The sequence below is a fragment of the Phytohabitans kaempferiae genome (genome assembly GCF_042433955.1).
Taxonomy (GTDB): Bacteria; Actinomycetota; Actinomycetes; order Mycobacteriales; family Micromonosporaceae; genus Phytohabitans; species Phytohabitans kaempferiae.
This window is the reverse complement of sequence record NZ_JBHLUH010000009.1, coordinates 119,821-143,439: the sequence shown is the minus strand read 5'-3', so window position 1 is coordinate 143,439 and position 23,619 is coordinate 119,821. Positions and strand designations below refer to the sequence as shown.

Below are 23,619 nucleotides of genomic sequence, written 5' to 3'. Positions count from 1 at the left end.
AGGATTAGATGATCATTAGACGCGTCAGGAGGGCGCCCACATGGGCGGCTCTCGCCGCGCTCGTGGTGGGCGGGGCGGTGGTGAGCGTGCCGTCCCCCGCGCACGCCGCCAGCCCGATCCTGCCCGGCAACGAGGGCGACGTGGGCGTCTACACCAACGGGCAGAACCACGTCATGGAGATCGGTGACCCGACCTACACCAACGTCGCCGAGGTGGCCGGGAAGCTCCAGCCCGGCGTGCCGTTCACCGCGTCGAGCATGCACCAGTCCATCTTCGACAAGGATCTGGCGGCCGGCGGCACCGACTACTACCTCGACCGGGTCCTGGGCGTCAGCGGGACGATGGGCTCGGCGGTGCTGATGACCCGCGGCCGCTCGCTGTACATGCGCGGCGCGAGCAACAACAACTTCACCACCATGGGCTTCGCCGGCAGCGCGTACGTCGGCGGCCCGAACAACCTCGGCAACCTCTACACCGTCACCGTTCCTGGGCAGACGGTGACGGAGGTGAACGCCAACCGTTTCAACGCGCCGAGCCACGCCAAGAGCCGCTACACGATCGGCACCACCGGCGTCAGCGCCGACCTGACGAAGTTCATCACGTACGACAACGTGGCGGTCACCGCCATCACCTTCAACAACCCGGGCGACTCGGCGGCCACCTTCACCGTCCGGGCCGCCTCGCCGCTGGCGACCGAGGCCGGGCAGGGCACCGGCGAGGTCACCGGTACCCGCGTCATCACCAGCGGCTCCAACAACGGCACCGTCGACACCGCGTGGGACACCATCCGGATGAGCCTCACCGGTGTCGGCTTCACCCGCGGCGGCGCCAACCTCGACCGCGAGGTCACCGTGCCGGCCGGCGGCTCGCTGTCGCTGTCGGTCGTCGGCGCGGTCTCCTCGGCCACGCTCCCGAAGACCGTCGAGAGCTACAACGCTTACGCCGGGCTGTCGCCCGCCGAGGCGGTGCGGACCGGCATCACCGAATTCAACCGCCGGTGGGCGCAGGACGTGCCGTACATCAACGTGCCCGACTCGGCGCTGGAGAAGGCGATCGTCTACCGCTGGTGGGGCGAGCGCTACAACAGCCTCGACGCCAACGCGACCGGTCACGTCTATCAGTACCCCACGACGATCGAGGGGGTGAACCTCTACCAGAACGCCGTGGCGCTGACCCAGCCGATGCACCTCCAGGACACCAAGTGGCTGCGGACGCCGTACCTGCCGTACGGCCAGATCCTCAACATCGGTGAGCTCTCCGGCTCCTCGGCGTTCCTCGACAGCCCCGGCCACACGAGCTGGAACAACCACTACTCGCAGTACATCGGCACGGCCGGCCTGGAGGCCTACAACGTGCACGGTGGTGGCAGGGAGATCGCCGGCAAGTTCGCCCACTACTTCGAGGGCGATGGCGTCGGGCAGCTCGAGCACTACGACGGCAACGGCGACAAGCTGATCGCCTACAACAGCAACTACATGCCGGGCAACGACGCCGACGCGATCACCTTCGGCTATCCGAAGGCGAACGGCGGCGCGCCGGGCGCCTCGACCATCGAGCGCCCCGAGTCGGCGTACGTGTGGGGCGCGTTCGAGGCGGCCCGGCAGATGTACCTGATGGCCGGCGCCGACCCGGCCAAGGTGGACGAGATGGCGGCCAGCGCCAACGGCATCCGGGACGCGATCCTCGCCCGGCTGTGGAGCCCGGACATGCGGATGTTCCTGGCCGGCACGTCGCACGGCGCCACCAGCGCGGCCAGCTCCAACGGCCGGGCCAACCCGCTGCCCGCCGGGGCCCGGCACCTGATCCCGGCCAAGGAGTCGAACCTCTACGACGTCTACGCCCAGAACCTCATCCCGTTCGACCAGTGGCAGACGTACGTCGACGGCTTCCGCTTCCTGACCTACGGTGACAACTTCCCGATCTTCCCGTTCTACACGGCCAACCAGTACGACCGGTCGGCGTACGGGATCGGCGGCTCCAACAACTTCTCGAACATCAACTTCACCGTGCAGTACCGCGGTGTCCGCTCCGCCCTGCGCCACTACGACCCGCAGGGCAAGTACGTCACCCCCGAGTACGCCAAGCGGCTGCTCGACTGGATGGCGTGGAGCATCTACCCGGGCGCGGACCTGCGCGTGCCGAACCAGGCCGAGTACTACTCCAACTGGAACGCGACGGCGAAGACCTACAACCGCAACAACCCGAACCACATCATGCTCGGCAACATGAACTACATCTTCGTCGAGGACATGGCCGGTCTCCAGCCGCGTTCCGACGACAAGATCGAGCTGTGGCCGATCAAGTTCGGCTACGAGCACTTCATGGTCAACAACCTGCGCTACCACGGGCAGGACGTGACCATCGTGTGGGACCCGGACGGCAGCGAGTACGGCCTTGGCGCGGGCTACAGCCTGTTCCTGAACGGCGAGAAGAAGGTCACCACCGACAAGCTCGGCAAGCTCACCTTCGACCCGAAGACCAACCAGGTCCAGGTCGAGGACGGGCTGACCGTGACCTTCACCGCGACCACCACGACCGACTTCCCGAGCGCGGTGGACACGCCGATCGAGGACGACCGCGTCGTCGACTACCTCAAGACGGCCGGCATCGACCTCACCGAGGACGCCCCGAACCTGGCGAAGGGCGCCAGCGTCACCTCGTCCTTCACACAGCAGGGCGTGCGGCCCACGCCGTGGCGGCAGTTCCACACGCCGGGCTGGAACAGCACCTCGATGAACTACACGCCCGGCGCGATCAGCGTGACCGAGCGACCGGTCTCGCTGGCCGCCGTCAACGACGGTGTCACCGCCAACGAGCCGTACTGGGGCAACTACGGCACCACCGACAAGAACGGCTACGTCGAACTCGACCTGGGATCGGCCAAGTCCTTCGACAACGTGAAGGTGACGTTCGTCAGCGACCGGCAGAGCGGTGGCTACCGCGAGCCCGCCCGCTGGTGGGTCCAGGTGCCCGACGGCAACGGCGGCTGGCGGGAGGTGCCGGGCCAGTTCAAGAACCCGACCGTCACCTCCGCGAAGTTCAACGAGGCGCTGTTCAACGCCGTCACGTCGGACAAGGTGCGGATCGCGTTCACGAACAACCCGACCTTCTACACGGCGATCGCCGAGATCCAGGTCTTCGCCTCGGGGCGGGACGCGCCGCCGGTCTCCAACCAGGCGCCGGTCGTCACGGCCGCCCGGGACGGCTCGCAGGACGGCAACCTCTCGACCCGGCTCGTCGGCACCGCGACCGACGACGGCATCCCGTACGACAACGAGCTGACGTACGGCTGGGAGACCGTCTCCAAGCCGGAGGGCGCGGGCGTCATCTTCACCGACGACAAGGCGCTCGCTACCCGGGTGACCGGCACGATCGCCGGTGACTACGTGTTCCGGTTCTACGCCAGCGACGGCGAGCGGCGGACCGAGGCGACGGTCGCGGCGACGATCACCGAGCGCGAGGTGACCGCGGAGTTCGGCTCCTCGGCGGAGATCAGCACCAGCGGCACCACGGCGTGGGAGAACCACCTGCGGGTCAACGAGGCCACCACCCCGGCCAACTCCAGCCCGGGCGCCGGCAACGGCTGGGGCAACTGGAACCTGCCGCAGAACGGCACCAGCCCGCAGCGGGAGGCGTGGATCCAGTACAAGTGGACCGCGCCGGTGCGGCTCTCCTCGACCGACATCTACTGGTACGACGACAACGGCGGCACGCGGCGGCCGAACGCCACCACGTACGCGATCGAGTCGTCCACCGACGGCACCACGTGGACCCCGGTCACCCTCAGGGGATCCACGTACGCCGACGGCCTCGCCACCAACCGGTACAACCACTTCGAGTTCGAGCCCATCTCGACGAGCCACCTGCGGATCCGCATCTGGGGCGTCCAGGGCAGCGGCGCGGGCACGGGCGTGCTGCGCTGGCGGGCCAACGGCGAGACCGTCGACTCGGTGCGCTCGCCGGTGCTCATCCGCACCACGGTGGGTCAGGTGCCCACCCTGCCGAGCACGCTCGACGGGGTGTACACCAGCGGTGTCCGCGGCAGCGTCGCGTTCAACTGGCAGCAGATCACGCCGGAGATGGTCGCGGAGACCAACGTCGACCCGTTCGTGGTCTACGGCACCAACGACGCGTACGGCCTGATCGCCGAGGCCCGCGTGTACGTGCGGCCGGAGACGGCCCCGGGCGGCATCTCGATCCAGGGCGCGGAGAGCTTCGAGCAGCAGGTGGAGGTGGGCGAACTGCCCTACCTGCCGACCAAGGTGGAGGTCTCCTACAACGACGGCTCCCGGGACAACCAGGCCATCGGTGTCGACTGGAACTTCGACGAGAGCGTCGTCGACAGGCCCGGTCGGTACATCGTCGTCGGTGACCTGATCCTGCCCGACTACGTCAGCGATGCCGGTGCCACGCAGACCACGCTGGTCCTCACCGTGGGCAGCGGCGCGCCGGCGTGGGACGTCGAGGTGCAGGCGCGCACGCAGTGCACCGGCACCAACGCCTACATCCTGGTCACCGCCCGCAACGCGGAGGACGTGCCGCTCACCGTCGAGCTGGTCACGCCGTACGGTTCGCGGGTCGTGCCCGGCCTCGCTCCGGACAAGTCGGCCTACCAGGCGTTCAACTCACGCGCCAGGTCGGTCGTGGCCGGCGAGGCGACGGTGAAGGTCAGCGGGATGGTCGGCGAGCAGCCGGTGACCGCGGAGATCCCCGCACCGTACGCCGCGATCACCTGCGGCTGACGCCTCGGGGTGGCGGCGTCCCCAGCGGGGGCGCCGCCACCTCCCCCGGGAGTGAGGAGACAACAGACCGTGAAGACCTCCCTGAGACGCCGGGCGGCCGCCGCCGCGGTGGCCACGGCGCTCCTTGCCGGCGGGCTGGTCGCGACCGCCGCGCCGGCCTACGCCGCCGACCCGTACACGTTCACCAACACCACGAACCCGATCCTCGGCGACGGCAGCTACTACTCCGCCGACCCGGCCCCGCTGGTCGTGCCCGGTGCGGGCGGCAACCCCGACGAGCTTTTCATCTACACCGGCCACGACCAGGCCGGACCCTCCACAAACGACTTCATCATGAACGAGTGGGGCGCCTTCCGCACCACCGATGTCCAAGCTGGACAGTGGACGCATTACCCCTCGCTGATGCGCCCGGAGCAGGTCTTCGCCTGGGCGACGCCGGGTCGCGCGTACGCCGGCCAGGTGGTGCGCGGCGTGGACGGGCGCTACTACTGGTACGTCCCGATCCACGAGCGGGACAGCCCGGCGTCCGACAAGTTCGCCATCGGCGTGGCCGTCTCGGAGAGCCCGACCGGCCCGTGGACCGACCACGCGGGCGGGCCGATCATCTCCCAGCGCGTCCCGACCGCCAACAACATCCACAACATCGACCCGACGATCCTCGTCGAGGGCGAGCGCGTCTTCGTGTACTGGGGCTCGTTCAGCAACCTGCGGCTGCTGGAGTTCCAGGCGGACATGAAGACGCCGGTCGGGACGACGCGCACCGTCACCGGCCTCACCGGCTTCTTCGAGGCGGCCTGGATCTTCAAGCGGGGCGCCACCTACTACCTGGCGTACGCCGGCAACAACGCGGGCCCGACCTCGCAGTGCACGCCGGCCAACTACCACGCCTGCATCGCGTACGCGACCGCGTCCTCGCCCGAGGGGCCGTGGACGTACCGGGGCACCGTCCTCCGGCCGGTCTCCTCGACCACGAGCCATCCCGGCATCCTGGAGTTCAACGGCCAGTGGTACATCGCGTACCACACCGCCGACGCGGTGGGCGGCGGCCACTTCCGTCGTTCCGTGGCGATCGACAAGCTGGAGTGGGACGACACGCAGACCCCGCCCCGGATGAAGCTGGTCACGCCGACGCCGCAGAAGGGGCGCGACCTCACGCCCCGGCCCAACATCGCGCAGGAGGCGCGGGCCACCGTCTCCAACGAGCCGGTGCCCACGCAGTACTGGATCAAGGCGCTCAACGACGAGATCGTCCGGTCCAACCCGCTCCCGCCGGACATGTGGGGCACCTGGACCGGCAGCAATCCGCCGCAGCAGTGGGCGCAGTACACGTGGGACCAGCCGATGCGGATCGCCGGCTCGCAGATCGAGTTCTGGAACGACCAGCCGCAGGGGACCGGCGTTGGGGTCGCCGCACCGGCCCGCTGGCGGATCCAGTACTGGAACCTCGGCACCGGGGAGTGGGCCGACGTGCCCAACCCGAGCGGCTACCCGACGGGCACGCAGGGCTTCCAGAACACCACGTTCGACCCGGTCACCACCACGCAGGTACGGGCGCTGTTCGACGCGTCGACCAACGGCAGCACGTACTCGGCGGTGGCGGTCGAGGAGTGGAAGATCCTCGCCGCGCAGCCGGACTCAGTCACCCCGCCGGCACCGACCGTCGAGGTGGGTGAGCGGGAGCTGCCCGGCACCGCCGCGGTGACCTTCGGCGGCGAGACGCTCCAGGTGCCGGTCTTCTGGGACCCGGTGACCGAGGAGCAGGTCGCGGCCCCCGGCACGTTCACGATCCAGGGCACCGTGCTCGGCTACGCCGCCGGACGCGTCTCCGCGCAGGTCCGGGTCGTCTCACCGGGCGACACCGAGGGCGACGAGACGGCGCCGACGGTGACGCTCACGCCCAGCGGCAGCGCGGGCGGCGCCGGCTGGTTCCGCTCAGCGGTGCGCGTGCGGGTCGCCGGTGCCGACGACCGGGGCGGCCGGCTCACCATCGAGTCCAGAGTGGACGACGGGCAGCCGGTCGTCGCGACCGAGGTGCGGCACACCGACGTCAACGTCACCGGGGACGGCCAGCACACCGTCACGGCGACCGCGACCGACCGCGCCGGCAACACGTCGGCGCCGGCCAGCCTCGCGGTGCGGATCGACGCCACCGCGCCGGTCAGCACGGCCACCGTGAACCCCACCACGCGGGCGGTCACGGTGACCTCGACCGACGCGACCTCCGGGGTCGCCCGCGTCGAGTACGCCATCGGAACGGGCGCGTGGACCACCTACACCGGTGCCATCGCGCCGCCGGACGCCAACCGGCACACGGTGGCGTTCCGGGCGCTCGACGCGGCCGGCAACCTGGAGACCGCCAAGACGGCCACCATCCCGGCGGACCTGTCCGGGCCGCTGACCGGCAACATCGGGCCGATCGCGACGCCGACCGCCTCGTACACGGCGGGCTGGAACAGCGTGACCGCGCTCAACGACAACGCCGACCCGGCGAACCCGAGCCAGGCGCAGATCTGGGGCACCTGGTCCGGCAGCCGCCCGGCGACCCAGTGGGTCCAGTACGACTTCGCCCGTCCGGTGCGGATCGTCGGCACGGAGCTGAAGTTCTGGCGCGACTCCAACCAGGGCACCGGCGACGGTGTGGCCCAGCCCGACGGATGGGTCCTCCAGTACTGGGACGAGGCGGGCTCGGCCTGGCGTGACGTGACCGGCGCCTCGCCGTACGGCACGAGCACCACCGCGTTCAACAACGTCACCTTCGACCCGGTCACCACACCGCGGGTCCGGGCGACGATCCGGGCCAACGGCAACGGCACCACGTACTCCGCCGTCGCCGTCACGGAGTGGCGGGTCTTCGCCGACGACCCGGGCAGCGAGCCGGCCGAGGTGCCGGTGACGGTCACGGCGCAGCCGCGGTGCGTCGCCGGCAAGGCGTACCTCGCGGTGCGCGCGTACAACGACCACGACGCGCCGGCCGGCCTCGCGCTGGAGACCGCGTACGGCGAGCGCTCCTTCGCGGACGTCGCGCCCGGTGCCAACGCCTACCAGTCGTTCGCCACGCGGACCGCCTCGATCGCGGCGGGCTCGGTGACCGTCCGCGCCACCGGGACGGTCGACGGCAGGGAGGTGACGACTGTCCACACCGCGGAACACGCCGGCGTCGCCTGCGCCGCCTGACCTCTACCCACCATCCACACCTGGCATTTGGCCACAACCGACAGACGACAATGGAGCATCGCATGAGCAGATGGAATCGCAAGCGACTGGTGGCCGCCGGTGCCGCCGGTGCCATGCTGGCCGGGTCGATGGCCGCGCCCGCCGCGGCCGAGCCCGGTGACAGCGCCGACGTCCGGGTGACCGTCGACATCGAGGAGATCCGGGAGCCGGGCGTGCTGGCCATGTCGATCGCCGGCAACGCGGTCGCGCTCTCCGAGGACGGTTCGACGCTGCTGATCCGCCAGTTCACCGGCACGCTGCCGACGGTGACGGTGACCGACACGCGTACCGCGGAGGAGATCCCGGAGGGGGCCGCGTGGGCCGTGCTGGGCAGCGCGACCGACTTCGTCGGCAGCGCCGGCCAGGCCCCGATCAGCGCCGGCCACTTCGGCTGGAAGCCGCGCCTCATCGACGGTGGTGAGACCGGTCTGGTCACCGAAGGTGAAGAGGTGGTGACGGTCCTGGACGAGCCGACGCAGCCCGGCAACAATGTCGGTCTGGTCGACCAGGAGCTGCTGGTGTCGACGTTCGACTCGGAGGCGGTCGCCAACGACGCGTACTCGGTCGACGCCGACCTGTACCTGCGCACTCCGGCGGATGTCGCCGCGGGTGAGTACACCTCGACGCTGACCCTGTCCCTGTTCGAATGAGACACCGGTGGGGGCCGCCGCCCGCGGCCCCCACCACCCCCTCGGCCCGGAGGACGCCGCCATGACCCGAACCCTGCGGCCGGCGCTGCCGCGGCTGCTCGCCGTACTGGCCGCCGTGCTCGTCACCGTGCCGATCGCGCCCGCGGCCGCCCTGGCCGAGCCGACCCCGCCGACGGTCACCTGGTCGGTGCAGCCGGCCGACGAGCAGGGCCCGGACGGCCGCCGGTGGATCGAGCCCACGCTCGACCCGGGCCAGGTGGTGACCGAGCACCTCGCCGTGCGGAACTTCGGCGACCGCACCGTGGTCTTCTCGCTGAAGGCGGCCGACGGCTACCTCACCGACAAGGGGCGCTTCAACATGCTCCCGTCCAACCGCGAGTCGGTGGACGGCGGCACCTGGATCAAGGTGCAGGAGACCGTCTCGGTCGGGCCCGACCAGACGAAGGTCGTGCCGTTCACCATCACCGTGCCGCCGGACGCCACGCCCGGCGACCATCCGGCCGGCATCGCGGCGTCGATCACCAGCACCGGCGGTACGGTCGCGGTCGAGAGCCGGGTCGGCTTCCGGGTCATGACGCGGGTCAGCGGCACGGCCACGGCGGCCCTGGCCGTCGGCGACCTCACCGCGACGTACCGGCACTCGTGGAACCCCTTCGCCGCCGGCACGGTCCGGGTCAGGTACACCACGGCGAACGACGGCAACGTCGCCGTGACCGGCACCGGCGAGGTACGGGTCACCGAGCTGTTCGGCCTGGCCGGGCACGACACGAGAGCCGAGGTGGCGGAGCTGCTCCCGCGCGGCGGCCGCGAGGTCGACGTGCGCGTCGGCGGCGTCTGGGCGCTCGGGCCGCTGCGGACCACGGTCGACCTGACCCCGACCCTCCCCGAGGGCGGCCCGGCCGGTGCCGAGGTGCGGCCGGCCTCGGCCACCGTGACCGTCTGGACGCTGCCGTGGCCGCAGCTCGTCCTCGCCGCCCTCGCCGGCGTTCTCGTCTTCGCCTTCCGGGTCGCCGCCCGGCGTCGCCGGCAGCGGCTCGAAGGGATGCTCGCCCGCGCGCGGGACGAGGGCCGGGCCGAGGGGCGGGAGTCCACACTCGTCGGTGGTGCCGCCGAGAAGCCGGGGGAGTGACGCCGGGTCAGTGACGCCGGGTCAGTGACGACCCGCGTGCCGCGTCCGGCGGTTGAGTGGATTCCGCGTGCCCGCCGAGGGGCGCGATGTGGTCGTGGATGCCGACAGCCCGGAGCCGGCGGTGGCGTGCGCCCCGATCGAAGCCCGGCCCGGCCGCTGTGAGCTGTGATGCAGGGGCTGGTCAAATGGACGAGTGCTGGTTAGCCTAACCTAACTCCTGGTTCTGGGAGATCATCACGTCCACGCACAGAAACGGAAACTCCACTATGCGCGCATGGCGTCCGGTCCTGGCCGTGGCGGCGCTGAGCCTCGCGCTGGCCGGTTGCGGCGGTGACACCGAGACCGGCGACACCGCGGCGGCGGCCGCCTCCGGCCCGTGGTCGTTCACCGACGGGTCCGGTCAGGTCGTCAAGGCCGACAAGACCCCGACGCGGATCATCGCCCACGCCGGCGAGGCGGCCGCGCTGATGTCCTTCGGCATCAAGCCGATCGGCATCTTCGCCGACGAGTCGGTCAAGTCCGATCCCAACCTCAAGAGCCTCGACCTGACCGGGATCGAGATCCTCGGGGAGGAGTGGGGCAAGATCGACGTGGAGAAGGCCGCCGGGCTGCGGCCGGACCTCATCGTCGCCGACTGGTGGCCCGCCGAGAAGGCGCACAGCGGCATGGAGGAGGGCGTCGACGAGAAGAGCAAGAAGCTCAAGGAACTCGCCCCCGTCGTCGGGATCTCCCAGGGCAAGTCGATCGTCCAGCTGGCCGAGGGCTACGAGGACCTGGCCGAGAGCCTGGGCGCCAAGGTGGACAGTCCGGAGATCGCCGCCAACAAGAAGCGCTTCGAGACGTCGGTCGCCGCGTTCAAGGAGGCGGTGACGGGCAAGCAGGGCCTGACGGTCGCGGCGATGTCGCCCTCCGACGACAAGCTCTACGTGGCCAACCCGGAGTACGCGCCGGAGCTGCTCGACCTGCAGAGCTGGGGCCTGGACGTGCTCGATCCGGCCAGCCCCGACCCCGGCTTCCCGTACTGGGAGAACCTCAGCTGGGAGAACGCCGACAAGTACCAGCCCGACCTGATCCTGTGGGACGGCCGCTCCTTCACGCCCACCGTCAACGCCGAGTGGGGCAAGAAGCAGCCGACCTGGTTCAAGATCAAGGCGGCCAAGGCGGGGGCGGCGGTCTCGTGGCCGGCGTTCTGGCTGCACACGTACGGCGACTTCGCCACCGAGCTGGACAAGCTGACCGAGGCGGTCAAGGCCGCGGACCCGAATGTCGGCGACTAGCCAGTACGCGACGCGTACCCCGGTCCGGAGGGCGAGGCGAGCCATCGCCCTCGGGCCGGGCCTCGCCGTGCTCTGCGGCGTGCTGGCCGTCGTCGCGTTCCTCAGCGTGACCCAGGGCTCCCGCTCGATCGGCCTGGGCGAAGTGCTGCGCGCCCTGGGCAGCCTCGACAACGACGGCTCGATCACCAGCACGGTGACGCTGGAGCTGCGCGTCCCGCGTACCCTGCTGGGCATCCTCGTCGGCGCCGCGCTCGGCGTGGCCGGCGCGATCCTGCAGGGCGTCACCCGCAACCCGCTCGCCGACGCAGGCATCATGGGCATCAACTCCGGCGCCGCCGCCTTCGTCGTCTTCGCCATAACGGTGCTGGGCGTACGCGGCGTCGGCGTCTACGTCTGGTTCGCCTTCGCCGGGGCGATCGGCGCGCTCGCGCTGGTGTACGCGATCGCGTCGCTGGGCCGGGAGGGCGCGACCCCGGTCAAGCTCGCCCTGGCCGGTGCGGCGGTCACCGCCGGCCTGGGCTCGGTGACCACCGGCATCGTGATGACCAATGTGGACGCTCTCAACGAGCTGCGTTTCTGGCAGGTCGGCTCGCTGGCCGGCCGGTACGCGCCGATCCTCACCGGGGTCGCGCCGTTCCTGCTGATCGCCCTCGCCGCGTCCCTGTTCTTCGGGCGCGCCCTCAACGGCCTGGCGCTCGGCGAGGACATGGCCCGCGGCCTCGGCCAGAACGTCGGCCGTACCCGAGTCGCCGCCTTCGCGGTCGTCGCGGTGCTGGCCGGCGCGGCCACCGCCGCGTGCGGGCCGATCGTCTTCATCGGGCTGGTCGTGCCGCACGTCGCGCGGTTCGTCTGCGGCCCCGACTACCGGTGGATCCTGCCGTACTCGATGCTGCTGGCACCGATCGTGCTGCTCCTCGCCGACGTGCTCGGCCGCGTGGTGGCCGCCCCCGACGAACTCCAGGTCGGCGTGGTGCTCGGCGTGCTCGGCGCGCCCGTGTTCGTGGCCATCGTCCGTTACGCGAAGCTGTCGGAGGTGTGAGCGCGCGATGACGGCGACCATGACCCCCGCCCCGGTCGTCTCGGCCGCCGGCGCGCTGCGCGGCAACCGGCGGCGGCGGTGGCTGCGCTCCGTGACCGTGACCGCCGCGCTGGCCATCACGGTGGCCGCGCTCTTCGTGCTCACGATGATGGTCGGCAGCTTCCGGATCGGCGCCTGGGACGTCGTCGCCTCGGTGCTGCACCTGGCCGACAACCCCAGCGTCGACTTCGTGGTGCGCGAGCTGCGGCTGCCGACCGCCGCCTCCGCGCTCACCGTGGGGCTGGCGCTGGGCGCCTCCGGCACCATCTTCCAGCAACTGCTGCGCAACCCGCTGGCCTCGCCGGACTTCGTCGGTCTCACCTCCGGGGCCGGGCTGGCCGCCGTCGGCGGGATCGTGCTGCTCCAGGTCACCGGCCTCGCGGTCAGCGGTCTCGCGCTCGGCGGGGCAGTGCTGGCCGCGTCGCTGATGTACCTGCTGGCCTGGCGGGACGGCGTCACCGGCTACCGCTTCATCCTCATCGGCATCGGCGTTGCCGTCTTCTTCGACGGCCTGATCGGCTTCGTGCTCAGCCGCGCGCAGCTCTTCGAGGCGCGGCAGGCGATGCACTGGCTGACCGGCTCGGTGGGGCAGGCCAGCACGCAGGAGCTGCGGTTGCTGACCGGTGCCCTGCTCGTGCTGCTGCCCACCGCGGTGCTCCTCCAGCGCCAGCTGCGGGCGCTGGAACTCGGCGACGACGCCGCCCGCGCCCTGGGCGCCCGCACCGAGCTGGCCCGCGCCGGGCTGCTCGGCATCGCCGTGGTGCTGGTCGCCCTCGCGGTGGCGGCCGCCGGCCCGATCATCTTCGTCGCGCTCATCGCCGGCCCGATCGCCAACCGGCTGCTCGGCCCGGCCACCGGCGGCATCCTGCCCGCCGCGCTGGCCGGCGCGGCGCTGCTGCTCACCGCGGACCTCGTCGCCGTGCACCTGCTGCCGACGCCGCTGCCCACCGGCGTGGTGACCGGCGCGGTCGGCGCCCCGTACCTGTTGTGGCTGCTGGCCACCACCAACCGGCAAGGAGCTGGCGGATGACCCGGTTACGCGCCGAGGCCCTGACCCTCGGCTACGAGGGCAGGACCATCGTCGACAGCCTCGACGTGACGGTGCTCGACGGCAGGATGACCGCGATCGTCGGCGCCAACGCGTGCGGCAAGTCCACGCTGCTGCGCGGCCTGGCCCGGCTGCTCGCGCCGCGCGCCGGCGCCGTCTACCTCGACGGCCGGGCCATGGCCGAGCTGCGTACGCTCGACGTCGCGAAGGTGCTCGGGCTGCTTCCGCAGACGCCGGTCGCGCCCGACGGCATCACCGTGGCCGACCTGGTCTCCCGCGGGCGCTATCCGCACCAGGGCTGGTTTCGGCGGTGGACCGGCGACGACCACGACATCGTCGCCCGCGCGCTGGAGGCGACCGGCACCGCCGACCTGGTCGACCGGCCGATCCGCGAACTCTCCGGCGGCCAGCGCCAGCGCGTGTGGGTCGCCATGGCCCTGGCCCAGGACACCGACCTGCTGCTGCTCGACGAGCCCACCACGTACCTGGACATCAACCACCAGGTGGAGCTGCTGAGGCTGCTGCGCAAGCTCAACACCGAGGCCGGCAAGACGATCGTCATCGTGATGCACGACCTCAACCTCGCCTGCCGCTTCTGCGACCACGTCATCGCCATGGCCGACGGCAGCATCGTCGCCGAGGGACCGCCCACCGAGACGGTCACCGCCGCTCTCGTGGCGAAGGTCTTCGGGCTGGCCTGCATCGTCGTCCCGGACCCGGTGGCCGGCACGCCGATGATCGTGCCCGCCTGAGCGGAGGCGGCGCCGCGCGAGCGCGTTGAAGATGGGCTCAGCCGCCTCCGCCTCGGCCCTCCTCTGGCGCGGGCCGCGCCCGTGGCGGGTCACCACAAACCAGCAGGTCTACGGCCTGATCGACGACGTCCGCTGACCTGTACCTCTACAGTGGACAGGGCAACTTCTCCAACCAGCTGATCCGCGTTTAGAGACCGTTCGGGGTCGAGGTGGTCGCGAAGGGCTGGGCCGCGTTCGGACCTGGTGTCGTGCGTGGGAGAAGCTGTCGAGCTGGGCGCGCCGGTGCGCCAGTCGCGCCGGACCTCGGCGGGCGTGTGGGCGTTGTCGGGGACATAGCCCTTTCAATCCGGCCGCAAGGGTCTGTGTCCCTGACATAGCCCCCTTGTGAAGCGACCAGGCCCGGCGGCGGCGTGGCGACCCAGGCCGGTGTGGGCACGCGTGAGCGCGCTGGTCCGTGCGTGGCCAATTGCCCTCCGAGGGTGAATTTGTCGCCACGCACGACCTGGATCTTGATGACCGGGTGCGTCCCCCGCCCCCGAACACGCGGATACGCGTTCGACCAACCAGGACCAGCCCGCGCACCCGGCACGCAGCCCAAGCGCCCGCCGCGGGCACGACGAGAACCCGGGCCGCGAAGCGGCGCCAACCCCGACCGCGAAAGCTCTTCCTAGAGAGCGTCCCCAGTGGCCCGGCGTGCGCGCCGCCGAGGCGGAGAGCACGTCAGGGCTCCTCGATCTCGTGGATGGCGGCCTCCTCGGCGGATGGGGCGCCGCCGGAGGGGCCGGCGTCGGTGGCGATCGACGTCGCCTCGGTGTCCTCTCCCACGCCCTGGTCCGGCTCGACCAGCCGGCCCACCGGGCCCTCGCCCGGTCCCGTGTCGTACATCGAGACCTGCGAGTCGGTGTGCGGGTCCACCGGCCCGGTGTCGTCCAGCGGGGTCTCGTCGTCGACCCGGTCGGTCTCCGCGGTGAGCGGGTCGGGGTCGAACGTCTCCACCTCGATCGGTGAGCGGGAGGTGTCGCGGCGCTCGTCCGGGTCGCGCAACGCCGGGTCGCGCATCGCCGGGTCGGGCGCCTCGCGGGTGAGCTTGTCGTCCAGCGACTCGCCGTCCCGCTGCTCCTCGGGCGTGTTGCCGAAGTGGTCGATGCCCTCCGGATGGTCGTCGCGGTCCAGCGGGATCGCGGCGGGCGCCGGACCGTCGGCCTCCCGGCCGGTGTCGAGGTCGTCCCCGGCCGTGGAGTCGTCGTCCGCCACGTCGGGGATGCCGAGCGCCTCCGGGTCCGACAGCGGGTGCGGAAACTCGTCGCTCATGCCCCCTGCCTACCCACGCTCGGCGGCCCGACACCTGCCGGCGGGGTTGACAGGTGACTAGTAACTTGATTACTACTTATGTCGTGACAGTCGCTGAGACCCTGCTCGGGCTGCTCGAGCCCGCTCCCCGGCACGGCTACGACCTGCGCAGGGCGTACGAGACCTCGTTCGGCGAGCCGCGGCCGATCAAGCCCGCCCAGGTTTACGCCACGCTCGGCCGCCTCTGCCGGGACGGCGCCATCCATGTCGTCTCCGTGGAGCAGGTGGGCGGGCCGGAGCGCACGACGTACGCGCTGACGCCCGGCGGGGTGAGCCGGCTGGAGCGGTGGTTCGCCGAGCCGGAGGGGCACTCGCCCTATCTCCAGTCGGCGGTCTTCACCAAGGTGGTGCTCGCGCTCCGCTCCGGGCGGCCGGCCGACCGCGTGCTGCACGCCCAGCGCACCGCGCACGTCGCCGCGATGCAGCAGCTGATCCGGCGCAAGAGCGGGGCCGACCTCGCCACCGTCCTGTCCTGCGACTTCACGATCTTCCACCTCGAAGCGGATCTGCGCTGGCTGGAGCACACCGCCGCCCGCCTCGACCGCCTGGCCAAGGAGCTGCCGTGACCGAGCCCGTGCTGCGCGGCGAGGAGCTGCGCCTGTCGTTCGGCACCACCATGGCCCTCGACGGCGTCGACATCGAGATCGGCGCCGGCGAGGTGGTGGCCCTGCTGGGCCCCTCCGGCTCCGGCAAGTCCACGCTGCTGCACTGCCTGGCCGGCATCCTGCGCCCGGACAGCGGCCAGGTCCACTACCGGGGCGTGCGCGTCGACGACCGCTCCGAGGAGGAGCGCAGCCGGCTGCGGCGGGCCGAGTTCGGCTTCGTGTTCCAGTTCGGGTCGCTCGTGCCGGAGCTCACCGCCACCGAAAACGTCGCCCTGCCGCTGCGCCTGGGCGGCGCGGCCAAGCGGCCCGCCGAGGCCCGCGCACGGCAGTGGTTGGAGCGGCTCGGCGTGGCCGATGTCGCCGGCAAGCATCCCGGCGAGATGTCCGGCGGGCAGGGGCAGCGGGTCGCGGTGGCCCGCGCGCTGGTGGCCGGGCCCCGCGTGGTCTTCGCCGACGAGCCGACCGGCGCGCTCGACACGCTCAACGGCGAGCTGGTCATGGACGAGCTGATGGGCGCGGTCCGCGCCGAGGGCGCCGCGATCCTGCTGGTGACCCACGAGGCGCGGATCGCCGCGTACGCCGACCGGGTCGTCGGGCTCTGCGACGGCGGCATCCCGGCTCCGGCGGGCGCGTGGTGAGCCGCTTCGACGTGGCGCTCGGGCTGCGCCTGACGTTCAGCGGCAGCCGGTTGCGGCTGCTGATGATGGTCGGCGGGGTGGCCGCCGCCGTCGCGCTGCTGCTCGGTGTGGCGGGCGCGCTGCCGGCCGCGGCGGAGCGGATCGCCAAGACCGCCAGCCGGGGCGTCGATCCCGACCCGGGGATGGCCGAGCGCGCCGAAGGGGTGGCCGCCCAGCTCTCGGTCGGCGTGTGGCGGGGCCGGGAGCTGCGCGTGCTGCTCGTGGAGACCGTCGGGCCACCGGTCGCGCCGCCGCCCGGCGTACCGCGCACGCCCGCACCGGGTGAGGTCTTCGCCTCGCCCGCGCTGGCCCGGGCACTCGACGGCGAGCACGGCGCCGAGCTGGCCCCGCGGCTGCCCGGCGCGGTGGTCGGGAGCGTCGGCCGGGCCGGGCTGGTCGGGCCGGACGAGCTGTACGCGGTCGCCGGCGTCCGTCCTGGCACCCTCGGCGGGGAGGGCTACGCGCTGCGCTTCGCCGAGCCGGTCGGCGGGCTGTTCGCGTCCCAGGCGGCGTACACCAACGGCACCGGCCTCCGCCGCGAAGACAACGCCGCCGCCACGCTGCCGGTCCTGCTCATCCTCGCCGGGGTCGGGCTGGTCGTCCCGCTGCTCGTGCTGGTGGGCACCGCCACGCGCCTCTCCGCGGCCAGCCGGGAGCGGCGGGCCAGCGCGATCCGGCTGGTCGGCGCCACGCCCCGCCAGATGCGCCGGCTCGGTGCCGTCGAGGGGGCGACCCTGGGAGGGCTCGGCGCGGTCGTCGGGCTGGCGCTCTTCCACCTGCTCCGGGCACCGGCGGCGGGCCTGATCCCGGTCCGCGACGGCCTGTACGCCGGCGACGTCGCGCCGCCGTGGCCCGCCGCGCTCGCGATCCTCGCCGGGGTACCGCTGCTGACCACGGCCGCCAGCGTGCTGGCCCTGCGCCGCGCGATCGTGACGCCGCTGGCCACGCGCCGCCAGGCCGCCCCCGACCGACGCGCGGGCGATCCGGCTCGTGCCGCTCGCGGCCGGGCTGGTCGCGCTCGCCGCCGCGTACGCCGACCGGTCCGCCCTGGTGACCGGCGCGTGGCACGCCCGGGCACTGCTCTTCGGCGGCGCGGTCGCCTGCCTTGTCGGCCTCGCGGTCGGTGCGGCTCCGCTGTCCCGGCTGGCCGGGGCGCTGCTGGCCCACCGTGCGCCCGGACTCGCCGGCCAGCTCGCCGGGCGGCGGATGCTGCGCGACCCGGCCGGCGCCGCCCGGGCCGTCGTCGGCACCGCGCTCGCGGTGGTCGTGGTCGGCTGGCTCGTCGCGCTGCTGCCGCTCCTGAAGCCGGACTACCGGGAGGACAACGCCCACCTGGTCGACGTCCTGCCCGAGGGGACCGTCATCGCCACGCTCGCCGATCGCTCCGATGTGGAGCCCGCGGTGGCGGCGGTGCGAGCGGTGCCGGGCGTGCGCGCGACGGTCGCCGTCCGCTCCCTGACCCTGCTGCCTCCGGGCGTATCGCGCACCTACTGGTCCTCGTCCGACCAGACTCCTCGGCTCGACCACGGTGTGCGCGCGGTGGTGGCCGACTGCGCCGCGCTCGCCGCCGTGCTGGGTCGCCCGCTGCCGGGCTGCCGGCCGGAAACCGTGTACCGCCTGCCCGGCGGCACGTTCGACGCGACCACGCTGGCCGGCGCGGGCCGGCTCCAGCCGGTGGGGGAGCCGCGCGACCGGGCCGACCCGGCCGCGCCCGCGGTCGCCATCCCGTCCACTCTGGACACGGCGGTGCTGCCGGACGCGCTGGGCGCCGACGTGCCGTACGGCTTCGCGATCCGCGGCGACCTGCTCGTGCCGCCGTCGCTGCTGTCCGGATGGGACGGTCCGGGCAGGTGGTTCCCGACGCTGCTGGTCGGCACCGACGGGCGGGCCGGCACGGTGGAGGCGGTCCGCAGCGGGCTGGGCGCCACGCCGCTGGCCCTGCCGCCGGCCACCCCGCGCGAGTCCGTCCAGCTCGGACACTCCGGATCGGAGGGCTACCGGCAGGCAGCGCTCGTCGTCGCGCTCGCGGTCGTGCTGACCGGCGGGCTCTCGCTCGCCGTGACCACCGCCGACGCGGTCCGCGAGCGGCAGCGGGCGCACGCGGCGCTGACCGCGATCGGCGTGCCGGAGCGGCTGCTGCGCCGGGGCGTGCTCCTGCACACCGTGCTGCCGCTGTTGCTCGGCGTCGGGCTGGCGATCCTCGTGACCGCCGCGACGTCGTGGCTCTACGTGCGGATGGCCGCCATCGACGGCACGACTGTCGCCGCCGGGCTGCCCTGGGGCGGATACGCCGCGATCGGCGCCGCCGCCCTCACCGCCGGGCTGCTGGCGACCGCCGCCGCGCTGCCCTTCGTCCGGGCGGCCACGCGCCCAGACGCGCTGCGCACCGAGTAGGGCCGGGCCACGACACCGGACGCGGCTACGACACCGGACGCGGCCACGCGCCCCGTCCGCCGTGGCCGAGTAGGGCCGCGCACCGAGTGGGGCCGCGCACCGAGTAGGGCCGCGTCAGCGAACGTGGCCGCGGACCGGCAGTTCGGCGGTCTCGCCGCGGCGCATCTGGCGGATCCGGGTCACCGAGCCGTTGCGGGTCACCTCGCGCAGGTACTCGCTGAGCGGCGAGCGGAACGCCGTGTAGTCGTCGTAGTGGATCGGCACCGTCATCGCCGGCCGGATCAGGCGGGTGAGCCGGTTGCCCTGCCGCCCGTCCATCGTCAGCAGCACGCCCAGCACGCGCGTGCCGCCGAGGTGGATGAGCATCGCGTCGATCCGCGGGTACCGGCGGGGGATCTCGGCCAGGCTCGACCGGTACAGCGTGTCCCCGCTGACGTAGAGCCGGAATAGCGACCGCCCGTCCCGTTCCAGCTCGAGGATCGAGCCCATCACCGGCGGCAGCAGCCGCTCCAGCCCGCGCGGGCCGTGGTGCCCGGGCGCGGCGGTGACCCGCAGCAGCTGGTCGCCCCGGACGAACTCGTGGCTCTCCCACGTCTCCAGCCCGCTCGCCGCCCGAAACCCCCACTGCCGCAGCCGCCGCTGCGCCGCCGGCGTGGTCACCACGGTCAGGTTCCGCGGCAGCCCGCGCCGGGCGACCCGGTCGAAGTGGTCGCCGTGCAGGTGCGACAGCAGGATCCCGTCCAGCGACGGCAGCTCCGGGATGGTCAGTGCCGGTTCCGCGCGGCGGCGGGTCCAGATCCCGTACCCCAGGTAGGCCCGCTGCCCGGCGTGCAGGAAGTTGGGGTCGGTGAGCATCGTGAAGTCGCCGATCCGCAGGATGGTGGTGGCGTTGCCGACGTACGTCACGCTCGCCGGCGGCGGGTCGCCCGCGGTCATCCGTACCCCCTCAGCAGACCAGGATGGCGGGCGTCGCCGCGCATTCGCCGATCGCCTCCATCGCCGCGTCGGGCGTGAGCGGCGGGGGCGGCGGCAGGTCCGCGGCCTGGCTGCGCAGCACGGCGGTGGCGTGCCGCACGGGCAGCGGAAACATCGCCAGGTTGGTGGCCGCCGGGTCGACCGCCGCCCGCTTCGCGCCGAACTTGGCGGCCGCGTTCCACTGCGACGGGTTGGCGGTCGCCGCGGTCGGCACGCCGAAGCCGTCGACCAGCACGTCCACCGAGCTGAACGTGGTGCTGCCGGCCAGCCACCAGCTCAGCGCCATGGCCGCGCGGCTGGAGGGCGTCTCGCACCAGTACGGCACCATGCCCGCCCGCAGCACCTGGGCCGGGTCGAGCAGCCGCCCGCTCTCCACCACGAGCCGGTTGCCGGTCTTGCCCGCGCCGCGCAGCCACTGCCGGTGCAGGTCGGCGACGGCGGCGCTGAACGCCTCGGGCGCCGCGTACAGCACGCGGTGCAGGCGCAGCCGCCGGGCCCGGGCCCACGCGCGCACGCTCTCCTCGAAGCCGGCCTCGACGCCGGTCTCGGTGTACCGCTCCGGGCAGGAGGAGGTGGGCGGGCGCCAGCGGACCCGGTCCGCGTCGAGGTAGCGCAGTGCCTGGCAGAGCTGCGTCCCGGCGGTGCGGAACTCGGCCGCGTCCAGGCCGCTGGCCGGGCTGCCGAGCTGGAACGTGTGCCCCGCGCCCACGTCGAGCACCGGCCAGGTACGCATGTCGCGCACCACGATCACGGCGGCGTTCCGGTCGAGCTGGGCGGAGAGGAACTCGCGGTACGGGTCGGGCAGGTGCTGCCAGCGCACGTGCAGGGAGACGGTGGAGCCGGCCAGCACGCCGCGCAGCACCGGGTCGTGCACCTGGCGGATGGTGAGCGCCGGGTTGGCGGCGAGGAGCCGGGCGGCGACCGCGGCGCCGTGGGTGAGCGCAGCGTTGGGGTCGTCGGGCGAGCCGTCCGGCCACTGCACCGCCATCTCGAAGCCGGACGGCAGCCACGGCACGCCGGCCGCCGTCGCCAGGTGCGCGGCCGCGCCGTGCGGGGAGCCCACGATCACCGCGGGGTACGACCGGCGCGGGTACTGGCCGACGATCCACCGCGCCACGTCGTCGGCGTCGACCGCGCTGGTGGCCGCCAGTGGCACCGCCGCCTGGCTCGCGGTACGCGCCGCCGCCCGCCGCGCGCCGGATGCCAGTACCCCGCCGTAGCGGGCGAGCATCGGCCGCCGGCCCAGGTCGCCGCAGTCCCGGCCGTGCAGGGCCCGGGCGGTGGCGGTAACGAGTACCCGGGTCATGCTGTCCGGGCACAGGACCCGGTCCGGCGCGGCGGCGGTCGCCGCGGTTGCCCGCGCTGATTCCTCCAACATCACCCACGTCCCTCTGATCGCCCGGTCTGGCACGAGATGGCCGCAATCTCGGGTCCCAAACGTCCGAACCGGGTTGTTTCGGCGCGTCGTGATGCATTGGCGTAGATGTATCGATGGAGGAGTCTCGTCCTGGAGATCGCTCCCGGAACGACCGCACGCGATGTCCGGCCTGGGCGGGCCGCTCGCCGCCCAGGCCGGACGCCCCGTCAGCGCCGGGTGCGGGTGAGGTCGGGAAGCGAGTGCTCGGCCAGCACGTTTCCGGCGGCGTCGTAGCCGACCAGGGGCGGCGGTGCCGTGTCGCCTCCGGCCTCGTACCGCAGGGCGTACGCCATCACCCGCCGCGCGTGCGCGCTCCACAGCACGACGAGTCGCTCGAGCCGATCCTCAGCTCCGGCGGCGTGATCGAGCCGCCGCTCGGCTACTTCGCCGCGCTCGCCGAGAAGTGCCGGGAGCGGGGGATGTTGCTGATCGTCGACGAGGCGCAGACCGGGCTCTGCCGCACCGGCACCTGGTACGCCTTCGAGCGGGACGGCATCGTCCCGGACATCCTCACCCTCTCCAAGACCCTCGGCGCCGGACTGCCGCTGGCCGCCATCGTGACCAGCGAGGAGATCGAGCGGCGGGCGCACGAGCGGGGGTACCTCTTCTACACGACCCACGTCTCCGACCCGCTCGTGGCCGCGGTCGGCAACACCGTGCTCGACGTGCTGCGGGCGCAGGAGCTGGACGCGCGGGCCCGGGAGCTGGGGGAGTACCTGCGCGCCGGCCTGGTGGCCATCAAGGAGCGGCATCCGGCGGTCGGCGACGTCCGGGGCCGCGGCCTCATGCAGGGCGTGGAGCTGGCCGCGGCCGAGGGCGGCGCGGACGCGCTGGGCGCCCGGATCACCCGCCGCTGCCTGGAGCTCGGCCTCCACCTCAACGTGGTGCAACTGCCCGGCATGGGCGGCACGTTCCGGATCGCCCCGCCGCTCACCGCCACCCGCGAGGAGCTGGCGCTCGGCCTGGAGATGCTCGACCAGGCGATCGCCGACACCAGCGGGCGAGCGGGCGGCTGAGCCGGGGCGGCGTCAGCTCATGTAGCAGGGCGGGCCCCACATGCCGTGGCCGCCGTCCCGCGCGCGCGTCTCGGCCGTCGAGATCTCCACCGCGACCTCGACCGGCACCTTCTCCGTGTACGCCTTGACCGCGCCCGCCTCGGCCGCCGCGAGCGAGAAGTTGGTGCCGTCCGGCAGCACCGCGTACGCCAGCAGTTGCCCGAACCGGTCGTGCGTGCGCTGCGTGGGGTCGGTGGAGATGGTCACCTTGCGCCCCTGGAGCATCTCGGTGGCGTACGCGGTCGCGTCGGCCCCACCGCACTCGCAGGGGTCCTCCGGAGCCTCGATGCCGAGCAGGCGCACCGGCCTGTCCACCCCGGAGACCCAGATGGTGTCGCCATCCGTGATCTGCGTGACCGTACCGACGGTGCGCGGCTCACCGGGCATCGTCCAGCGCGGCACCTCGCGGGCGCCCTCCAGGTGCGCTGCCTGGCCGGTGCCGGCCGGATCCGGGCGGAGGAGGACGGAGGCGAGCACCGCGGCCGCCCCGTACCTGATCTGGGCCATGCCCCGAGCCTCCCCGCCGCCCCGCCGCCGGCGGCCGGAAACCCGGGAACGACCCCGCGCCGCGCAGCCGGGGAGGAGAATGGGTCTTTCCGGTGGCGCGGTGGGCTTTGCCGATCCGGTAGAAGGTCGAGGGTTTCGGGGTCCGCCGCGCCGGCGCCTCGGCAGGCGGTCGGCTGAGCCCGGTGGCGTCCTTCCCGGGGATCCACCGGCGGCTCTACGATGGCGCTGTGCTGGAGGTTCCGGCGCGCGAGGCGCGGGTCCGCTGGGGGCGGCTGGCTTGGGTCGGGGCCGGCGCCTCGGCGACGCTGCTGGCGGTCGACGCGGCGGCGTTCCTGCTGTTCGTGCTCTGGACGACCACCTGGTCCGGCCGCGACCGCGCGTGCGAGCCGGTCACCATCGGCGACTGCATCGCGCCAGCCGACCTCACCGTGGTCGCCACCGGGGCACTCGCCGCCGTCATGGGGCTCGGCGTTCTCGTCGGCCTCGGCACGATCGCCGCCACGGTCGCGGTCGCCGGCGGCGCGACCCGGTGGTGGCCGCGCCGCGCCTCCGGCACGGCGTTCGCACTCGGGCTCGGCCTCCTCACGTCGGTCGCGGCCCCGGTGCTCGCGCTGCTGCTGGTCAGTGGCCTGGCCGCGACCTGGGCCGTGGCCTGACCCGGCGCTCAGTCGCGGCGCGGCTGCCCTTGACCGTGGAGACGGCGGCGTCCGGCTTGTCCGCGCGCGGTCGCGGGCGGTCGCGCTTGGTCGT

The 23,619-nt window shown here is 73.0% G+C and carries 18 protein-coding genes and 1 pseudogene; 14 read left to right on the top strand and 5 right to left on the bottom strand.

Going from position 1 to position 23,619, the window contains the following annotated elements:
* Positions 1-8 precede the first annotated feature (8 nt).
* The 8 genes from ACFFIA_RS07410 (at position 9) to ACFFIA_RS07375 (ending at position 13,889) form a co-directional block, all read left to right on the top strand.
* Complete coding sequence (locus tag ACFFIA_RS07410) at positions 9-4,742, top strand: discoidin domain-containing protein (protein ID WP_377247472.1); 4,734 nt, start codon at positions 9-11, stop codon at positions 4,740-4,742.
* A 69-nt stretch (positions 4,743-4,811) separates the two neighbouring features.
* Positions 4,812-7,916, top strand: coding sequence for an OmpL47-type beta-barrel domain-containing protein (locus ACFFIA_RS07405; RefSeq protein ID WP_377247469.1), 3,105 nt, complete (start codon positions 4,812-4,814; stop codon positions 7,914-7,916).
* 62 nt (positions 7,917-7,978) lie between these two features.
* Complete coding sequence (locus tag ACFFIA_RS07400) at positions 7,979-8,605, top strand: hypothetical protein (protein ID WP_377247466.1); 627 nt, start codon at positions 7,979-7,981, stop codon at positions 8,603-8,605.
* A 61-nt stretch (positions 8,606-8,666) separates the two neighbouring features.
* The gene (locus ACFFIA_RS07395) at positions 8,667-9,734 is read left to right on the top strand and encodes a hypothetical protein (protein WP_377247463.1); all 1,068 of its coding nucleotides are present in this window, start codon (positions 8,667-8,669) and stop codon (positions 9,732-9,734) included.
* Between the two features lie 266 nt (positions 9,735-10,000).
* Entirely contained in the window at positions 10,001-11,011 is a 1,011-nt protein-coding gene (locus ACFFIA_RS07390; RefSeq protein WP_377247460.1) for an ABC transporter substrate-binding protein, read from the top strand.
* Positions 10,998-12,050, top strand: a complete 1,053-nt coding sequence (locus tag ACFFIA_RS07385; RefSeq protein WP_377247457.1) for a FecCD family ABC transporter permease — start codon at positions 10,998-11,000, stop codon at positions 12,048-12,050. Before ACFFIA_RS07390 ends, ACFFIA_RS07385 begins: the two co-directional genes overlap by 14 nt.
* A gap of 7 nt (positions 12,051-12,057) precedes the next feature.
* Positions 12,058-13,119, top strand: coding sequence for a FecCD family ABC transporter permease (locus tag ACFFIA_RS07380; protein ID WP_377247454.1), 1,062 nt, complete (start codon positions 12,058-12,060; stop codon positions 13,117-13,119).
* Positions 13,116-13,889 (top strand): ABC transporter ATP-binding protein, encoded by a 774-nt coding sequence (locus ACFFIA_RS07375; RefSeq protein WP_377247451.1) that lies wholly within the window; start codon positions 13,116-13,118, stop codon positions 13,887-13,889. Before ACFFIA_RS07380 ends, ACFFIA_RS07375 begins: the two co-directional genes overlap by 4 nt.
* A 720-nt stretch (positions 13,890-14,609) precedes the next feature.
* Here ACFFIA_RS07375 and ACFFIA_RS07370 read toward each other — a convergent pair.
* The gene (locus ACFFIA_RS07370) at positions 14,610-15,200 is read right to left on the bottom strand and encodes a DUF5709 domain-containing protein (RefSeq protein WP_377247448.1); all 591 of its coding nucleotides are present in this window, start codon (positions 15,198-15,200) and stop codon (positions 14,610-14,612) included.
* 83 nt (positions 15,201-15,283) lie between these two features.
* Between ACFFIA_RS07370 and ACFFIA_RS07365 the strand changes: the two genes are divergently transcribed.
* The 4 genes and pseudogenes from ACFFIA_RS07365 (at position 15,284) to ACFFIA_RS07350 (ending at position 18,915) form a co-directional block, all read left to right on the top strand.
* Positions 15,284-15,805 (top strand): PadR family transcriptional regulator, encoded by a 522-nt coding sequence (locus ACFFIA_RS07365; RefSeq protein ID WP_377247445.1) that lies wholly within the window; start codon positions 15,284-15,286, stop codon positions 15,803-15,805.
* Positions 15,806-15,855: 50 nt separating this feature from the next.
* Positions 15,856-16,482, top strand: coding sequence for an ABC transporter ATP-binding protein (locus tag ACFFIA_RS07360; protein ID WP_377248289.1), 627 nt, complete (start codon positions 15,856-15,858; stop codon positions 16,480-16,482).
* Positions 16,483-16,544: 62 nt separating this feature from the next.
* Positions 16,545-17,390, top strand: a pseudogene (locus tag ACFFIA_RS07355) (hypothetical protein); the annotation flags it as partial.
* 121 nt (positions 17,391-17,511) lie between these two features.
* Positions 17,512-18,915 carry an FtsX-like permease family protein gene (locus ACFFIA_RS07350; protein WP_377247442.1) on the top strand — a complete coding sequence of 468 codons (1,404 nt, stop codon included), beginning with the start codon at positions 17,512-17,514 and terminating at the stop codon, positions 18,913-18,915.
* Positions 18,916-19,029: 114 nt separating this feature from the next.
* Here ACFFIA_RS07350 and ACFFIA_RS07345 read toward each other — a convergent pair whose 3' ends face one another.
* The 3 genes from ACFFIA_RS07345 to ACFFIA_RS07335 form a co-directional block, all read right to left on the bottom strand.
* Positions 19,030-19,851 carry an MBL fold metallo-hydrolase gene (locus ACFFIA_RS07345; protein ID WP_377247439.1) on the bottom strand — a complete coding sequence of 274 codons (822 nt, stop codon included), beginning with the start codon at positions 19,849-19,851 and terminating at the stop codon, positions 19,030-19,032.
* Positions 19,852-19,861: 10 nt separating this feature from the next.
* Positions 19,862-21,268 carry a hypothetical protein gene (locus tag ACFFIA_RS07340; RefSeq protein WP_377247436.1) on the bottom strand — a complete coding sequence of 469 codons (1,407 nt, stop codon included), beginning with the start codon at positions 21,266-21,268 and terminating at the stop codon, positions 19,862-19,864.
* A 206-nt stretch (positions 21,269-21,474) separates the two neighbouring features.
* Entirely contained in the window at positions 21,475-21,630 is a 156-nt protein-coding gene (locus tag ACFFIA_RS07335) for a hypothetical protein (RefSeq protein WP_377247433.1), read from the bottom strand.
* Between ACFFIA_RS07335 and ACFFIA_RS07330 the strand changes: the two genes are divergently transcribed.
* Complete coding sequence (locus tag ACFFIA_RS07330; RefSeq protein WP_377247430.1) at positions 21,613-22,323, top strand: aminotransferase class III-fold pyridoxal phosphate-dependent enzyme; 711 nt, start codon at positions 21,613-21,615, stop codon at positions 22,321-22,323. The genes ACFFIA_RS07335 and ACFFIA_RS07330 overlap by 18 nt on opposite strands.
* A gap of 12 nt (positions 22,324-22,335) precedes the next feature.
* On the opposite strand, the gene ACFFIA_RS07325 is transcribed toward ACFFIA_RS07330, so the two are convergent.
* Complete coding sequence (locus ACFFIA_RS07325) at positions 22,336-22,869, bottom strand: thermonuclease family protein (protein ID WP_377247427.1); 534 nt, start codon at positions 22,867-22,869, stop codon at positions 22,336-22,338.
* A 227-nt stretch (positions 22,870-23,096) separates the two neighbouring features.
* Here ACFFIA_RS07325 and ACFFIA_RS07320 point away from each other — a divergent pair, with 227 nt between their 5' ends.
* Entirely contained in the window at positions 23,097-23,525 is a 429-nt protein-coding gene (locus tag ACFFIA_RS07320; RefSeq protein ID WP_377247424.1) for a hypothetical protein, read from the top strand.
* Positions 23,526-23,619 lie beyond the last annotated feature (94 nt).

Excerpts from the sequence above, each read along its gene's own strand:
- ACFFIA_RS07410 (WP_377247472.1), top strand. The coding sequence starts at position 9 with ATGATCATTAGACGCGTCAGGAGGGCGCCCACATGGGCGGCTCTCGCC.
- ACFFIA_RS07400 (WP_377247466.1), top strand. The coding sequence starts at position 7,979 with ATGAGCAGATGGAATCGCAAGCGACTGGTGGCCGCCGGTGCCGCCGGT.
- ACFFIA_RS07395 (WP_377247463.1), top strand. The coding sequence starts at position 8,667 with ATGACCCGAACCCTGCGGCCGGCGCTGCCGCGGCTGCTCGCCGTACTG.
- ACFFIA_RS07390 (WP_377247460.1), top strand. The coding sequence starts at position 10,001 with ATGCGCGCATGGCGTCCGGTCCTGGCCGTGGCGGCGCTGAGCCTCGCG.
- ACFFIA_RS07385 (WP_377247457.1), top strand. The coding sequence starts at position 10,998 with ATGTCGGCGACTAGCCAGTACGCGACGCGTACCCCGGTCCGGAGGGCG.
- ACFFIA_RS07380 (WP_377247454.1), top strand. The coding sequence starts at position 12,058 with ATGACGGCGACCATGACCCCCGCCCCGGTCGTCTCGGCCGCCGGCGCG.
- ACFFIA_RS07375 (WP_377247451.1), top strand. The coding sequence starts at position 13,116 with ATGACCCGGTTACGCGCCGAGGCCCTGACCCTCGGCTACGAGGGCAGG.
- ACFFIA_RS07370 (WP_377247448.1), bottom strand. The coding sequence starts at position 15,200 with ATGAGCGACGAGTTTCCGCACCCGCTGTCGGACCCGGAGGCGCTCGGC.
- ACFFIA_RS07360 (WP_377248289.1), top strand. The coding sequence starts at position 15,856 with ATGGCCCTCGACGGCGTCGACATCGAGATCGGCGCCGGCGAGGTGGTG.
- ACFFIA_RS07345 (WP_377247439.1), bottom strand. The coding sequence starts at position 19,851 with ATGACCGCGGGCGACCCGCCGCCGGCGAGCGTGACGTACGTCGGCAAC.
- ACFFIA_RS07340 (WP_377247436.1), bottom strand. The coding sequence starts at position 21,268 with ATGTTGGAGGAATCAGCGCGGGCAACCGCGGCGACCGCCGCCGCGCCG.
- ACFFIA_RS07325 (WP_377247427.1), bottom strand. The coding sequence starts at position 22,869 with ATGGCCCAGATCAGGTACGGGGCGGCCGCGGTGCTCGCCTCCGTCCTC.